16 protein-coding genes are annotated in these 14,439 nt (G+C 73.5%); 9 read left to right on the top strand and 7 right to left on the bottom strand.

Translation table 11 applies throughout. From position 1 onward, the window contains the following. Positions 1 to 40: 40 nt before the first annotated feature. Both F5972_RS11350 and F5972_RS11345 read right to left on the bottom strand, forming a co-directional pair. Complete coding sequence (locus tag F5972_RS11350; RefSeq protein WP_150933444.1) at positions 41 to 823, bottom strand: ABC transporter permease subunit; 783 nt, start codon at positions 821 to 823, stop codon at positions 41 to 43. Next, positions 820 to 1,734: an ABC transporter ATP-binding protein gene (locus F5972_RS11345; protein ID WP_150933443.1), complete on the bottom strand. Its 915-nt coding sequence runs from the start codon at positions 1,732 to 1,734 to the stop codon at positions 820 to 822. The genes F5972_RS11350 and F5972_RS11345 overlap by 4 nt, the downstream gene beginning before the upstream one ends. A gap of 132 nt (positions 1,735 to 1,866) precedes the next feature. On the opposite strand from F5972_RS11345, the gene F5972_RS11340 reads away from it, so the two are divergent. From F5972_RS11340 to F5972_RS11320, 5 genes are all read left to right on the top strand, one after another. Continuing rightward, complete coding sequence (locus F5972_RS11340; protein WP_225311375.1) at positions 1,867 to 3,051, top strand: sensor histidine kinase; 1,185 nt, start codon at positions 1,867 to 1,869, stop codon at positions 3,049 to 3,051. A gap of 20 nt (positions 3,052 to 3,071) precedes the next feature. After that, positions 3,072 to 3,764, top strand: coding sequence for a response regulator (locus tag F5972_RS11335; protein ID WP_150933913.1), 693 nt, complete (start codon positions 3,072 to 3,074; stop codon positions 3,762 to 3,764). A gap of 48 nt (positions 3,765 to 3,812) precedes the next feature. Further along, a complete protein-coding gene (locus F5972_RS11330; RefSeq protein ID WP_150933441.1) occupies positions 3,813 to 5,228 on the top strand; it encodes a dihydrolipoyl dehydrogenase family protein in 1,416 nt (471 codons plus the stop codon). Between the two features lie 300 nt (positions 5,229 to 5,528). Then, positions 5,529 to 5,867, top strand: coding sequence for a hypothetical protein (locus F5972_RS11325; protein WP_150933440.1), 339 nt, complete (start codon positions 5,529 to 5,531; stop codon positions 5,865 to 5,867). 219 nt (positions 5,868 to 6,086) lie between these two features. Beyond that, positions 6,087 to 6,827, top strand: a complete 741-nt coding sequence (locus tag F5972_RS11320) for a hypothetical protein (protein WP_150933439.1) — start codon at positions 6,087 to 6,089, stop codon at positions 6,825 to 6,827. 51 nt (positions 6,828 to 6,878) lie between these two features. Here F5972_RS11320 and F5972_RS11315 read toward each other — a convergent pair whose 3' ends face one another. Both F5972_RS11315 and F5972_RS11310 read right to left on the bottom strand, forming a co-directional pair. After that, positions 6,879 to 7,511 carry a nucleoside/nucleotide kinase family protein gene (locus tag F5972_RS11315; RefSeq protein WP_150933438.1) on the bottom strand — a complete coding sequence of 211 codons (633 nt, stop codon included), beginning with the start codon at positions 7,509 to 7,511 and terminating at the stop codon, positions 6,879 to 6,881. 7 nt (positions 7,512 to 7,518) lie between these two features. Then, entirely contained in the window at positions 7,519 to 8,490 is a 972-nt protein-coding gene (locus F5972_RS11310; RefSeq protein ID WP_150933437.1) for a helix-turn-helix transcriptional regulator, read from the bottom strand. A gap of 61 nt (positions 8,491 to 8,551) precedes the next feature. Between F5972_RS11310 and F5972_RS11305 the strand changes: the two genes are divergently transcribed. After that, positions 8,552 to 9,766, top strand: coding sequence for an epoxide hydrolase family protein (locus F5972_RS11305; protein ID WP_150933436.1), 1,215 nt, complete (start codon positions 8,552 to 8,554; stop codon positions 9,764 to 9,766). Here the strand turns inward: F5972_RS11305 and F5972_RS11300 are convergent. Continuing rightward, positions 9,756 to 10,163 carry a pyridoxamine 5'-phosphate oxidase family protein gene (locus F5972_RS11300; RefSeq protein WP_150933435.1) on the bottom strand — a complete coding sequence of 136 codons (408 nt, stop codon included), beginning with the start codon at positions 10,161 to 10,163 and terminating at the stop codon, positions 9,756 to 9,758. The genes F5972_RS11305 and F5972_RS11300 overlap by 11 nt on opposite strands. Before the next feature lie 116 nt (positions 10,164 to 10,279). Beyond that, complete coding sequence (gene mads6, locus F5972_RS11295) at positions 10,280 to 11,686, bottom strand: methylation-associated defense system protein kinase MAD6 (RefSeq protein ID WP_150933434.1); 1,407 nt, start codon at positions 11,684 to 11,686, stop codon at positions 10,280 to 10,282. 218 nt (positions 11,687 to 11,904) lie between these two features. Here mads6 and F5972_RS11290 point away from each other — a divergent pair, with 218 nt between their 5' ends. The 3 genes from F5972_RS11290 to F5972_RS11280 all read left to right on the top strand — a co-directional run bounded on the left by F5972_RS11290 (position 11,905) and on the right by F5972_RS11280 (position 13,838). Continuing rightward, a complete protein-coding gene (locus tag F5972_RS11290) occupies positions 11,905 to 12,951 on the top strand; it encodes an NAD-dependent epimerase/dehydratase family protein (RefSeq protein WP_150933433.1) in 1,047 nt (348 codons plus the stop codon). Positions 12,952 to 12,974: 23 nt separating this feature from the next. After that, positions 12,975 to 13,223 (top strand): hypothetical protein, encoded by a 249-nt coding sequence (locus F5972_RS11285; RefSeq protein WP_150933432.1) that lies wholly within the window; start codon positions 12,975 to 12,977, stop codon positions 13,221 to 13,223. 426 nt (positions 13,224 to 13,649) lie between these two features. Then, complete coding sequence (locus F5972_RS11280) at positions 13,650 to 13,838, top strand: hypothetical protein (RefSeq protein WP_150933431.1); 189 nt, start codon at positions 13,650 to 13,652, stop codon at positions 13,836 to 13,838. A gap of 133 nt (positions 13,839 to 13,971) precedes the next feature. Here the strand turns inward: F5972_RS11280 and F5972_RS11275 are convergent, their stop codons facing one another. After that, positions 13,972 to 14,430, bottom strand: coding sequence for an ATP-binding protein (locus F5972_RS11275; protein WP_191910066.1), 459 nt, complete (start codon positions 14,428 to 14,430; stop codon positions 13,972 to 13,974). Positions 14,431 to 14,439: the final 9 nt, after the last annotated feature.

The following is a 14,439-nucleotide window of genomic DNA, read 5'->3' as shown; positions in this document are numbered from 1 at the left end:
GGAGCCGTACCCGGCACCCGCCCGCCCTCACCTGCCCGCCTCACGCGTCCGTGCGGGTCAGCCGGACGGCGGCCACGCCGTACGGCACGGCCACCCAGGCGACCATGACCGCGAGCGCGGCGGCGGGAGAGAGCAGCGAGCCGCCGACCGAGCCGGGGTTGCCGGTGCCGGCCAGCTCGCCCGCCAGGGCGCCGGGGAGCACCGAGCCGAGGCGGTCGCCCCACGGGGCCGGGAGGTTGAAGGCCACGAGGGGGACGACGTACCACAGGGCCACCAGAACGGCGATCGCGGCGACGGCGGACCGCGTGATCGCGGCCAGGCCCAGCCCGATCAGCGCGAACATCACGATGGCGAGGCTCATCGCCAGGAAGAGCGGGAGCTGCCGGGCGAGCGGCTCGGCCGACTGCCCCCGGATGGCACGGTCGCCGATGATCAGCCGCCCCAGCGCGTGCGTCGCGAGGATGGCCGCGAGCCCGGTGCAGAACGCCACGACCGCGAGGACGGCCGCCTTGGCGGCCAGCACCCGCCCGCGCGACGGCATGACGGTGAACGTGCTCCTGATCATGCCGGTGGCGTACTCACCGGAGACGGCGAGCACGCCCAGCACGGCCAGGCACAGTGAGCCGACCATGCCGGTCATGTCCGGCAGCGACGACACGGCGAGGTGGTCCCGCTGGTCGGGTGGCAGGCCGTCCCAGAGGCCCGCGGCGTACCACGCCAGCAGGGCCGTGAGGCCGACGACGACCACCACCACCCCGAGGACGACGGAGGTGGACCGGAGGGTGCGGAGCTTGAGCCATTCGGCGGCCAGCGCGTCGATCATCGGTCCACCCTCCTGCTCGCGTGGTCCGTCACGTTCTCGGTGAGCCGCAGGTAGGTCTCCTCCAGTGAGGCGGCGCGCGGCGTGATCTCGTGCACCGGGATCGCGTGCCGGGCGGCGAGGTCGCCGATCTCGACCGGGTCGAGCCCGCGCACCGACAGGCCCTCCCCCTCCGGGGCGACCGTCCCGCCCACGGCCGACAGCTCGGTAGACAGCGCGGCGGCGAGGTCGTCGGCGCGCGTGCTGCGGACGAACACGTCCCGTACGCCGGTCAGGTCGCGCATGGCGGTGTCGGCGAGGAGCCGCCCGCGGCCGATGATCACCAGGTGGTCGGCGGTGAGCTCCATCTCGCTCATCAGGTGGCTCGACAGCAGCACCGTGCGCCCCTCGGCGGCGAGGCCGCGCATCAGCTCACGGATCCAGCGAACGCCGTCCGGGTCGAGGCCGTTGACCGGCTCGTCGAACAGCAGCACGCCGGGGTCGCCAAGCAGCGCGGCGGCGATGCCGAGGCGCTGCCGCATGCCGAGGGAGAAGCCGGTGATCCGCTTGCGCGCCACCCCCGCGAGGCCCACCTGCTCGATCACGGACACGACCCGATCCCGGCCGATGCGGTTGCTGCGGGCGATCCAGCTCAGGTGGCCGAGCGGTGTGCGGCCCCCCTGGACCGCCCCGGCGTCCAGGAGGGCGCCCACCTCCCGCATGGGGTGGCGGATGCCGGCGTAGCGGCGGCCTCCGACGAGCGCCTCACCGCTCGCCGGGCGGTCCAGGCCGAGGATCACCCGCATGGTCGTCGACTTGCCCGCGCCGTTCGGCCCGAGGAACCCGGTGACCCGGCCTGGTTTCACGTGGAACGTCAGCCCGTCCACGGCGACCGTACGGCCGAACCGTTTGGTCAGCTCTCTGACTTCGATCATGCCTCGACGGTCCCGCGCGGTGGGCCGTCCTGGCGTCGGGCCGGGGGGCGATCTTCTCGCCGTCCCTCCGACCACGGGATGACAGACCCCGGCGGGAGGCGGGCGGGGCTCCGCGCGGTCTACCGTGGGCAGGTGGACGATCCGGACGTGCGGCCGTTGTTTCCCCGGCCGCTGGGCCGTGGTGAGCTGGTCGTGCTGGACGCCCTGGCCGGCCTGGGATACGCGTTCGCACTGTCCCTCCAGGCGGGCGTCCCGGCCGCGTGGACCACGCACGCCCTGATCGCGGCGATGACGCTGCCGATCGCGGTCAGACGACGGTGGCCGCTGCCGGTCTTCGGCGTCGTACTCGCCGCGTCCGTGGCCGCGATGGCGCTCGGCGTCGTCCGCGAGCCGCTGGCCGCCGCGGCGTACGCGCTCTATCCGGTCGCGCTGACGACGCCGCGGCGCAGGTGGGAGCCGACGACGGCGATCGGGGTGCTGAGCCTGGGGGCGCTGCTGTTCACCGCGGTCGGCGGGGTGTCGGCGGACCCGGCGTCCAGACGGGCCGTGACCAGCCTGGTGCTCGGCGTACTCGCGCTGGGCGGCGCCTGGACGATCGGCCGGGCGGTGCGGGAGCGGCGGGCGTACGCCGCGCGCGGCGCCGAACTGGGGGCCGAGCGGGCGGCCGAGCGCGCGGTCGCCGAGGAACGGCTGCGCATCGCCCGCGAGTTGCACGACGTGGTCTCCCACACGCTGAGCCTCATCGGGGTGAAGGCCGGGGTGGCGGCGCACGTGGCCGATCAGCGTCCGGAGGAGGCGAGGGAGGCGCTGCGGGTCATCGAGGACACCAGCAGACGTGCCCTCGCGGAGATGCGACAGGCGCTCGGCGTGCTGCGGGACGATTCTTCCGGCCGGTCCCCGGTTCCCGGTCTCGCGGCGCTGCCGGAACTGGCGGAACGGGCGGCCGCCGCGGGCGTGGAGGTCGACCTGGACATGCGCGTGACGGGCGCCCTGCCGGAGACGCTGGAGCTCGCCGTCCACCGGATCGCGCGGGAGGCCCTCACTAACGTCGTACGGCACGCGGCTCCCGCCCGGTGCCGGGTCCTCGTCGAGCGGGACGCGGCCGAGGTGCGGATCGAGGTGACCGACGACGGCCCCGGCCGCCGGACGCTGCCGCCGGGACCGCCCGGGCACGGCCTGATCGGCATGCGCGAGCGCGCCCTGCTGTTCGGCGGCGAGTTCACGGCCGGGCCACACCCCGAGGGCGGCTTCCGGGTGCTCGCCCGCCTGCCCGTCCCCGATCCCGGGAACTCCGCCGTCGACGGGGAGGACCGGTGATCGCGCCCGAGCCGCCCGAGATGCCCGAGACGCCTGGGCCGATCCGGGTGCTGCTCGCCGACGACCAGGACCTGCTGCGCGGCAGCCTGCGCCTGCTGGTCGACAGCACGCCTGGGCTGGTCGCGGTCGGCGAGGCCGGGACCGGGACGGAGGCCGTCGAGCTGGCCCGGCGGAGGTGCCCCGACGTCGTGCTGATGGACGTGCGCATGCCCGGCCTGGACGGCATCGAGGCCACCCGGCGGATCTGCGCCGAGTCCACCGCCGTGAAGGTGCTGATCCTCACCACGTTCGACCTGGACGAGTACGTCTACGCGGGGCTGCGCGCGGGGGCCGGCGGCTTCCTGTTGAAGAACACCCCGCCCGCCGACCTGCTCGCGGCGATCCGCGTCATCGCGGCGGGGGAGGGGCTGCTGGCGCCGAGCGTCACCCGGCGGCTGATCGCCGAGTTCGCCCGGACCACCCCGGCGACCCTCGCCGGCCCGCGACGGGACGCGTCGCTGGACGGCCTCACCGGGCGGGAACGCGAGGTGCTCACCCTCGTCGCGCGCGGCCTGTCCAACCAGGAGATCGCCGCCGCGCTGCACGTGAGCACGGCCACGGTGAAGACCCACATCGGTCACCTGATCGCCAAGCTGGGCGCCCGGGACCGGGCCCAGCTCGTCATCGCGGCCTACGAGGGCGGGCTCGTCTCCGTGACCTCGCGGCGCCCGTGACAGGGTGGACCACGGTACGAGAGGCACGGTACGAGAGGAAGGGTGACCATGCCGGAAGTCTTCGATGTGATCGTGGTGGGTGCGGGACCGGCGGGGGAGGTCGTCGCGGGGCGGGTGGCGGCGGCCGGGCTGAGCACCGTCATCGTCGAGCGTGAACTGGCCGGTGGGGAGTGCTCCTACTGGGCCTGCATGCCGAGCAAGGCGCTGCTGCGGCCGGTCGACCTCGCGGGCGAGGTGAGCCGGGTCCCGGGGATGCGGCTCGACGGCCCGATCGACGCCGTCGCCGTGCTGGCCCACCGCGACACCGTGGTCTCGAACTACGACGACAGCGGGCAGGCGAGGTGGCTCGACTCCGCGAAGGTGACGCTCGTACGCGGCACCGGGCGGCTGACCGGCGCCCGGAGCGTCGAGGTCGCGACGGCCGACGGCGGCACGCGCACGCTCACGGCGAACCACGCCGTCGTGCTGGCCACCGGCAGCGGCGCGGTCATCCCCCCGGTCGCCGGGCTGGCCGCCGCGCGGCCGTGGACGAACCGTGAGGTGACCGCCGCGCGCGCCGTACCGGACCGGCTCGTGGTGATCGGCGGCGGCGTGGTCGCGTGCGAGATGGCGCAGGCCATGCGCGGGCTCGGGTCGCGGGAGGTGACCATGCTGGTCCGGGGTGGCGGGCTGCTCGACCGGGTGGAGCCCTTCGCCGGGAAGGCGGTGGCGCGGTCGCTGACCGAGCAGGGCGTCGACATCCGCCTGCGCGAGAGCGCCGAGAAGGTCGAGCGACCGGAGCCGGGCGGCGTGGTGACGGTGCGGCTGAAGGACGGAGACACGATCACGGCCGAAGAGATCCTGGTCGCCACCGGGCGCAGCCCCGCCACCGGCGATCTCGGGCTAGAGTCGGTGGGCCTGCCGGAGTCGGGTCCGGTGGGCGTGGACGACAGCATGCGGGCCACCGGCGTCGCCGACGGCTGGCTCTACGCGGTGGGAGACGTCAACGGGCAGGCCCTGCTCACGCACATGGGCAAGTATCAGGCGCGGATCGCCTCGGACGTGATCGTCGCCCGGGCCCGGGGCGAGGCGGACGACCGGCCCTCGATGCGTGACCGCGCGGACAGGGTCGGCGCCCCCCAGGTGATCTTCACCGATCCCCAGGTCTGCGCGGTGGGCCGCACCGAGGCGCAGGCCCGTGCCGAGGGCTTCGACGTACGGGTCGTCGAGTACGACATGGGTCAGGTGGCCGGTGGTTACCTGCTCGGCGACGGTTACGAAGGCAGGGCCAAGGCGGTGGTCGACGAGCGCCGCCGGGTGCTGCTCGGCGTGACCTTCGTGGCGCCCGGCGCGGCCGAGTTGCTGCACGCCGCGACGATCGCGGTCACCGCCGGGGTCACCCTGGACGACCTGTGGCACGCCGTGCCCTCCTACCCGACCGTGAGCGAGGTGTGGCTGCGCCTGCTGGAGGAGTACGGCCTGTGAGAGAGGCGGGTTGAGTGGCCGGGGCGTGTCCCCGGCCTTTTTCATGTCGGCCGCCGGTGATTGATTTGGGTTTTATGTCGGATATCGAATAAGCGGCCTGATGTGACAGCGGCGACTAATTCGGACTCCCTCATTCTGAGAGTGGCAAACACCTGGGAAAACATGAGGGCAGTCGTTTGTGTCGGCAGAACCGGGGAGATTTACCGGCTGGCAGGATGTCACGCGGTGACACCGGGGAGGAACGTCCTCGCCGAGCTGCAATCTCGATTTCTCGAGCATCGCTGTTTGAAAGGTACGGAAATGCGCAAGCGCACGAATCTCGTCAAGGGGCTGCTGGTCGGCGCGGTGCTGGCCGGAGGCGCGGCCATGGCCGCGCCGGCGACGGCCGCGGTGGTCGCTCCGCAGGCTCTGCCGACGTGTGACACGATCACGATCACGATCACGGCCACCGTCTGCCCGCCGAGCGCGACGCCGACGCCAACAGTGACGACCTTGGAGGCGCCGGCGCCGACGTCGCCCAGCCCGAACCCGACCTGCACGCCGACCTGCGCCACCTGCGGCGGCCCGTCGACCGTGACCTACGGGAGGCGCCTCCTCAACGTGGGGCTCCTCGTCGGCCTGGGCATCGGCATCGGCTGAGTGAGAAACCGGGATCGGCGATTGTGCGGCATGGCCGTCGCGGCGCCGGTCCCGGTAATCGGCCGGCGGAATCCCACCCCGGCCGGGCCGCCATTCCGGCTCCGCGTATCGGAGAAGCGGCGAGCGCGTGCGGTTGACCAGATCGCACCCGATGTCACCTGACCGGCCAGGAAATGGCTCGGACATCGTCACTGCGAGGAAGAAGAGTTGAAGAACTGCATGGGCATGCGTGTGGCGGTCAGAGTGGGCGCCGTGTTCACCGGAGGGTTCGTGGTTCTGGGCGCCGTCGTCGCCGCCGCTCCGGCTCAGGCGGCACCGGGGGACGGGGTGCCGATCACCGTGCGTCGACCCGTCGTCAGCGTCCATCCGGCCGCCCGTCACCCCCGCCACCCCCGGCACGTCAAGCGTGCGCACAAGCAGCGGCCGCCGGAGCGGCAGCGCCCCCATGAGCGTCAGCCCCAGCATCCGCGACCGGCTCTCCCCCCGGCGGTCACACCCACCACGCCGGGGCCGAACAATCCGGTCATCCCGCCCGGCAACCAGCCGGGCCCCGGCGGACCGGGCTACGGCCCCGGGTGGACCCTACCGCCCATGCAGAACCTGCCCGGGCCGGAGGACACGCCGATCTTCACGACGCCGGAGCGGCTTCCGGCGCCCGACGTCCCGCAGGACGTCGTCGTCGTACCCCCGGAGAAGAACGTCGTGGACGTTCCCCACAACCCGCATAACCCGGACGGCCCAGGGACGCCACACGACCCGCCGCCCAGCACGCCGCCGGCGACTCCGATCGACCCGCCGATCGACCCACCGCCCGGCACGCCGACCGGCACTCCGCCGAGCCACTGCGCCTGCACCACCTGCTGCGCCGTGGGCTCGGAGGACGACGCCCCCTTGCTGGGGATCACGCTCGGCCTGGGCGCCGGGCTGGGACTACCCCTGAGCCTGGGCGGCCTGCTGTAGCGAAGCAGCGTCCGTCCCAGGGCACGACCTCACCCGGCCGCGGCCACCGGTTCAGCCCGGCCGGGTGACCACGGCGGGCCGGCGCGGGTCCTCGACGCGGACCACCACGTCGGCGGCCCGCGCCGGGCCCGTCTCGCGTTCGTACCGTTCGTAGGCGGGCAGCGTCCAGTGCTCCTCGGGCGGCGTGCGGCGCGCCAGCGCGGCCGGCGACAGGGACAGGTGGACGGCCAGGTCGAACGGCAGGCCGCGGCCGAGCAGCAGCGCGCCGTCCACCAGCGCCACCCCGCCCGGCGGCAGCGTGACGTAGCCGGCCCGGGTGGCCCGGTCCCGCGCGCTGTCCCACAGCGAGGGCAGCACCCGGCCCGTGCCGCCCGGCTCCAGCGGTCCCAGCACCTCGCGGACGAGGCCGGCCGCGTCCAGCCATTCGTCGTAGAACACGTCGGGGTCGGTCCGGCCGAACTCCAGCCGCAGCGAGGCGGGGCGCAGGAAGCCCGACGCGGGCGCCCGCAGCACCTCCCGGCCGCGCAGGCGCAGCGGGCCGGCCAGGGCGTCGGCCAGCCGTCCCGGCCCGGCCGCCGGGGCGCCGTCCACCGCGACGCGCACCCACGCGTCGCGCGGCCGGGCCGCGATCAGGTCGGCCAGTTCCTCCACGAGCAGGGACGGGGAGACGGGACGGGCACGCACCCGTCCATCATCCGCCACCTCCGTCACCACCGGCGGCGCGCGGGTAACGGCGGCCCAGCGCCGCCACCGCCTCCGACAGCTCGGGCGGGTCCAGCACCCGGAAGTCCACGCCGAGCAGGCCCAGGTGCAGGGCGAGCATCTCGAAGGTGTCCGCGCCCACATCGAGCAGGCACGACGTCTCGTCGACCGGCGTGAGGCCGCCGGGGACGCCGGGCCACCGCCTCCGGATCTCGTCCGCCGAGGCGTCGAGCCGTACGCGGGCCCGGTGGCGCCACAGGGCCGTGCCGACCTGGCGCAGCACGTGGGCGCCGACGTCGGGGTGCGGGAACCGCCTGGGCCGGAACCGCGGGCCCGTCGGCGGCCGCGGTTCGACCCGGTCGGCCCGGAACGTCCGCCAGTCGGCGCGGTCCACGTCCCAGGCCACCAGATACCAGCGCCGCCGCAGGTGCACGACGCGGTGCGGCTCGACGAGACGCCGTGACCGCCCGCCCCCGTGGTCGAGATAGTCGAAACGGAGCCGTTCGGCGTCCCGGCAGGCTCCGGCGAGCAGGGCGAGGACCTCGGCGTCGACCGTCGGGCCGGAGCCGCCGACGTCGAGGGTGAAGGACTGGATGGCGTTGACCCGCCGGCGCAGCCGCGCGGGCAGGAGCCGTTCGAGTTTGGCGAACGCGCGCAGGGCGCTCTCCTCGATGCCGGTGACACCGCCTCCGGCGGCGGTCCGCAGGCCGACCGCGACGGCCACCGCCTCCTCGTCGTCGAGCAGCAGCGGCGGCAGGGCGGCGCCGACCCCGAGCCGGTAGCCGCCGCCCACGCCGGGGGTCGCCGACACCGGATACTCCAGGGCGCGCAGGCGCTCGACGTCGGCGCGGACCGTGCGGGTGGTCACGCCGAGCCGGTCGGCCAGCTCGGGGCCGCTCCAGTGCGGCCGGGTCTGCAGGAGGGACAGCAGGCGGAGCAGCCGCGCCGCGGTATCGCGCATGATCCGATTGTCGCGCGCATCGCGGAAGGAACCCGTCCGCGATATGCGCGAGCCTGCCCGCATGACCACGAACCAGATCGAGCCCTTCCCCGTCGAGTCCTTCCATATCGAGATCTCCGACGACGACCTCGCCGACCTGCGCGCCCGCCTCGCCGGGGCCCGCCTGGGCGCGCAGATCCCCGGAACCGGCTGGGAGCGCGGCGTCCCGCTCGACCACCTCCGGCGGCTCGTCGCGCGCTGGCTGGAGCTCGACTGGCGCGCCGCCGAGGCCCGGCTGAACGCGTTTCCGCAGGTGCGCACCGTGATCGACGGACAGCCGGTGCACGCGTTCCACGTCCGCTCCCCGGAGCCGGACGCGTTGCCGCTCCTGCTCGCCCATGGATACCCGAGCCTGCCCGTGGAGTTCCTCGGCATCGCGGGCCCGCTCACCGACCCCGCGGCGTACGGCGGCGACCCCCGGGACGCGTTCCACCTCGTGGTGCCGTCGCTGCCGGGGTTCGGGTTCTCCACGCCCGTGAACGAGCCCGGCTGGGACCTCGGCCGGTCCGCCCGCGCGTTCGCCGAGCTCATGCGCCGCCTCGGCTACGACAGGTACGGCACGCACGGCGGCGACATGGGCGCGGGCCTCGTGGGCATGCTCGCGGCGTTCGACGCCGCGCACGTCGCCGGGGTCCACATCAGCAGCGACGTGCAGGTCGCCGTCGCGATGTCCGACGGGTACGTGCCGGTCGACGTCGGCAGGCTCAGCGCCGCGCAGCGGGCCCGCTACGACGCGTTCCGCGAGGCGCAGCGGGACGGCAAGGGCTACCTCGCGATCCAGTCCACCAAGCCCCAGACGATCGGGTACGCCCTGACCGACTCGCCCGCCGGGCAGCTCGCCTGGATCGCCGAGAAGTTCGAGGCGTGGACCGACCAGCGGAAGCTGAGCCCGGGTGACGCGGTGGACGTCGACCTGCTGCTCACCCTCGTGAGCCTCTACTGGTTCACCCGGTCGGGCGCGTCGGCGGCGCACGCGATCTACGAGAACTCCCATCCCCTGCCCGGCGCGCCCAACCCGTGGGCCGGGGCGGGCGCGCCCTCGGCGCCGGTCGGCTGGGCGGTGTTCGGCGGGCTCGACGACATCGTGCCCACCCTCTACAACCCCGGCGGAGAGATCGCCCACTGGTCGCAGTTCGACGAGGGAGGTCACTTCCCGGCGATGGAGACGCCCGGGCTGCTCGTCGCGGACCTGCGCGCCTTCTACCGCGGCCTGCGCGGCGCGACGGTCAGCGGTTGAGCCTGCGGCCGGAGATCTGCTCGGGGGCCATCACGATGAAGTGGTCGCGGGTCCCGGGCACCCACGGCGACAGCGGCAGCGTGGCCAGGCGGTCGATCTCCTCGGGTTCCGACACCGCGCGGGCGTGCCCCACCGCGGTCACCGACCAGCCCGTACGGAACGTCGCGTCGAACTCATCGGCCTCGAAGGCGACGACGGCGTTCCGCGCCGCCGCGGCGAGCTTGGAGCCCGCGGCGGTGCGGATGACGATGTTCCCGTCGAGCAGGCAGAAGTTGACGGGCTGGACGGCGGGGAGGGCCCGGTCGGTGAAGACGATCCTGCCGATGGGGGTGGAGGCCAGCAGGTCCAGACATTCCCCTCCGGTGAGAATCTCAAGGCCGGCCGAGTCGAGCTTCATGTCTGCAAGCCTGCGTGATCGGCCCGCCGGCGGGTTAGGGACGAAGGTCCCGTAATCGCCGTCGATCGGCCTCCCGCCCCGCTCCCTCGGAGCGCGGGAGTGCCGGCCCCGGGGCGTCATCCCCGGGGGTGCAGGCGGCGGAGGGCGTCGCGGATCCTGCCGCCGAGCGGCGCTCGCCGCCGGGGCTGCGCCTCCCGGGCGTCCCGCAGTTCGGCGAGGGCCGTCACCGCGTCCGGACGCTTGGCGGGCGTGGGGTCGCGCATCCGCCGTACGAGGTCCATGACCTCCGGGGCGACGCCCGCGGCGGCCGGCTCGGCGTCCATGCCGGGCATGGGGAGCTCGCCGGTCAGCAGCTGGAAGGCGATGACCCCCGCCGAGTAGACGTCCGAGGCGGGGGTCATCCGTTCGGGCCGCGCCCGGCACTCGGGGGCGACGTAGTGGACGTCGAGGATGTTGGGGAGCTCGTTGGCGACGGTGTGCTTGCGCGGGCCGGGCTTGGCGTAGTCGAAGCCGGTCAGCATGGCGTTTCCGTCGTCCGCGACGAGCACGCAGGCGGGGGTGAGCGCCCGGTGGATGACCTTGTTGGCGTGGACGTGGGCGAGGCCGTCCAGCATGCCCTCCAGCACGGCGAGCTTGGCGCCGACGTCCAGCCCGCGCCCGGTCAGATGCAGGTGCAGGGCCTGCCCGTGGACGTCGTCGAGCACGAGCACGAACCGGCTCTCGTCGTCGATGGCGAAGAAGTCCCGCGAGCGTACGACGCAGGGATGCGGCGGGATCTTGGCGAGCGCCTGGTAGGCGTTGGCGATGCGGCGCTGTTCGGCGACCCGCCGCTGCTGCTCGGCCATCGGGTCGGCGCGGTAGACCCGCAGCAGAACGGTCCCGCTGGTCGGCGCGGTCGCGTTGACGGCGCGATACTCGGTGACGCGGCTGTCGCCGCCGAGCTGCTCCTCGACCTCCCAGTTGCCGAACCGCGGCGGGGCGGTGGGCCGGCGCACGGTCCCGTTCAGCGCCTCGATGATCGCGGTCCGGTACGGCGCGGCGTCCCGGCTGCACCCGTGCCTGACCCGGCCCACGTCGCTGAGCATGGGGACGAGCCCGGCGATCGTCGTGACGTGCCGGGCGTCGCGCCCGCTGTGGTCGACGAGGACGGCTCCCGGGGCGGTCAGCACCACGACGTTGTCGACGTACAACCGTTCGAGCTCGCGGTGCTCGTCGATCAGCAGGCCCTTCAGCGCCCGCGCGGTGCCGCGCAGCTTGGCCACCGGCGAGCCGAACGCCTCGCGGTGCTGGGGGAACCACCGGTTGCCCGACACCTCGAACCGGCCCCGGGCGCCCTTCACGTCGATCACGACGAGCGAGTGGCCGGTCAGCACGACCACGTCCACCTCGAACAGGTCGGCGCCGCGCGGCACCTCGATGTTGTGCAGCAGCAGCCAGTCGTCAGGGGCGTTGTCCCGCAGGTGGGCGATGACCCGTCGCTCGGCGTCATTGACGGGGCGTCCGCCACCGACGATCTGAGCCATCTCCGCTGTTCCGCCTCTCTGACCACTATGAGAACTTAATCCTCCTAGGTAGCGGTATTCCCGCGCCACCACTGATTCCCCCGCATTGTCCCAGGGGAAATCTGGAGCTCCCGCATCCCCGAGGCAGACGGACGCATGATCGCGACTCTGCCGGGGATGGGGCTATCGCGACCTTTGGGGCGGTTTGTCGCGAAGGGTGTCAGGAAACGGAGAGCCTCATGCGAGTTGTCGTGGTTGGCGCGAGCGGGAACGTCGGGACCAGCGTGCTCACCGCCCTGGAGGCCGAGCCGAGCGTGACCTCGATCGTCGGAGTGGCCCGGCGCATGCCGGACTGGCGCCCGGCGAAGACCGAGTGGCGGACGGCCGACGTCTTCCGCGACGACCTCGGCCCGATCCTCACCGGGGCCGACGCCGTGGTCCACCTCGCCTGGCTGTTCCAGCCCACCCACGATCCCGTCACCACCTGGAACTCCAATGTGATCGGCAGCATGCGCGTCTTCGCCGCGGCGGCCCGGGCCGGGGTGTCGGTCCTCGTCCACTCGTCGTCCGTCGGGGCGTACTCACCGGGGCCGAAGGACCCGCCCGTCGACGAGGCGTGGCCGACCCACGGCTGGCCGAACGCCGCCTACGCCCGCGAGAAGGCGTACGTCGAGCGGGTGCTCGACATCTTCGAACGCGACCATCCGGCCATCCGGGTGGTGCGGATGCGCCCCGGCTTCATCTTCAAGGAGGAGGCGGCGACCGAGCAGCGGCGGCTGTTCGCCGGGCCGTTCCTGCCGCAGCGGCTGGTGCGGCCGGGGACGATCCCGTTCGTGCCGGACATGCCCCGCCTGCGGTTCCAGGCGCTGCACTCGCTGGACGCCGGCGAGGCGTTCCGCCTGGCGCTCACCCGCGATGTGCGGGGCGCGTTCAACCTCGCCGCCGACCCGGTCGTCGACCCCGCCGTGCTCGCGGACCTCCTCGGCGCCCGGCGCGTGCCGGTGCCGGCCACGCTCGTGCGTACGGCGGTGGCGGCGGGCTGGCACCTGCGGCTGATCCCGGCCTCGCCCGGCCTGGTGGAGATGGCCCTGCAGATCCCGATCATGGACATCACCCGCGCTCGCGAGGAGCTGGGCTGGCAGCCGCGCCACAGCGCGGTGGACGCGCTGCGCGCCGTGCTGGAGGGCATGCGGCGCGGCGCGGGCATGGGCACCCCGCCGCTCGCGCCCGACTCGGGCCGGGAACGGATCAAGGAAGTGACGACGGGCGTGGGCATCCGGCCCTGAACCCGTGTCCGGGAGGAGTCGCGATGGCGCTGCTCGACCCCGACTGCGTACGACGGCTGCTGGAGTCGGCCGACCCGGACGTCGCTCTGGTCTTCGTCCGGGGCGAGTGCCTGGTGCTGCCGCTCGACCAGATCGACGAGCGGCACCGGCCGCTGGTGATCGCGCGCCGCGCGGACCTGCCCGAGGCCGCCGGCGACCGGCCCGTCACCGAGGAGCGGGTCGAGACGCTGACCCGGTGCCTGGAGAACGTCGCCCGCGACCTCGGCGGGTGAGGTGTGGCGGCTGACGGCCGGGTTCGGCTCGCTTCCGGCTTGCCGGGGGTGCCCGGGTGTGCGTGACCACTCCGTCACATTCGGTAACATCGTCTCTGGAGCCTCCGTGCGCTTCCGGGGAGAACTCCGCGGCCGCTGTGTGCCGCCCCGGATTGCCGCCTGCCGCCGACCTCGGAGACAAATGACGGCGTGTCGCGAGCTGGTCCAAATTTCCGGAAAGAGCCGCGGACAAATCAGACAGCGAAGCGCGCTTTCTGGGACTTATCGGGGCGAAGACACCTCGCAAACTGTGACACGATCGTCACCCTTCGTATGGAACCTCAATTGCCCTGCGTGAGCATTGCGTGCACGCTGGGTCACCTGTGACCTTCGGGGAAAGGTCCGGGGGTCGCTTCCCGGACAGCGCATATGGGGGAGGGTGCCCCGATGAGTGCTATCAGACCCCGCGAGAGCGGGGAAAGCCGTCAGGAAGTCCGGTTCCACGACCCGGAGATCGGCTCGTGGGTCGGCGAGGTGGCCAGAGCGGTCCGGGACGTCGTCGACAGCACGCCCCGGACCATCCGCCTCTGCGTCCTGATCGCGGTCGCCGCCGCGTCATGGGCGTTCCTCAGGTAGCCGTCCAGCGTCCCTGGAGGAGGTGGTGGCGGGACCCAGGTTATGGCGCTCGGTCCGTCGCGTCGGCCCGGTTTACGGGATCGAGAGGATAACCAGGGTCAACGCGGGACCGGCCGAAGGCCCGGCCGCCGGTTCAGATCGGGCGGACGTTCCCTCGTACGGGAGCGGCGCCCGCTCCGGCGGCCGGGCCGCCGGTGTCGAGATGCCCGGTGTCGAGATTCATGGACAGCCGGATCGTCGACCGGCCGGGCACCTGCTCGATCGTCACCGAATCGCACAACTCGCCCATGAGCCACAGGCCGAAGCCCCGGACGCTCCGGCCGGTGGGCCGCCGGCCGGGCACGGCCGCGGGGGACAGGGTGCCCACCTCGTCGGCCACCTCGACGGCGAGCACGGCGCCGTCGGTGGACATCGCCAGCGTGCCCGCTCCGCCGCCGTGTTCGAGCACGTTGATCGCGGCCTCGTTGGCGGCGATGACGAGATCGTCCAGCCGGGCGCCGGCGAGTCCCGCCTGACCGGCGAACCGCTGGATGTCGTCGCGTAACGTCGCGAGGTCATCCGTTATCGGCCACTGCCGATGGTGGTCCACCACCTGTCCTCC

This window comes from Microbispora cellulosiformans, from assembly GCF_008728085.1.
Taxonomy (GTDB): domain Bacteria; phylum Actinomycetota; class Actinomycetes; order Streptosporangiales; family Streptosporangiaceae; genus Microbispora; species Microbispora amethystogenes.
The sequence above is the reverse complement of the archived record's forward strand: the minus strand, read 5'-3'. Positions and strand labels throughout refer to the sequence as shown.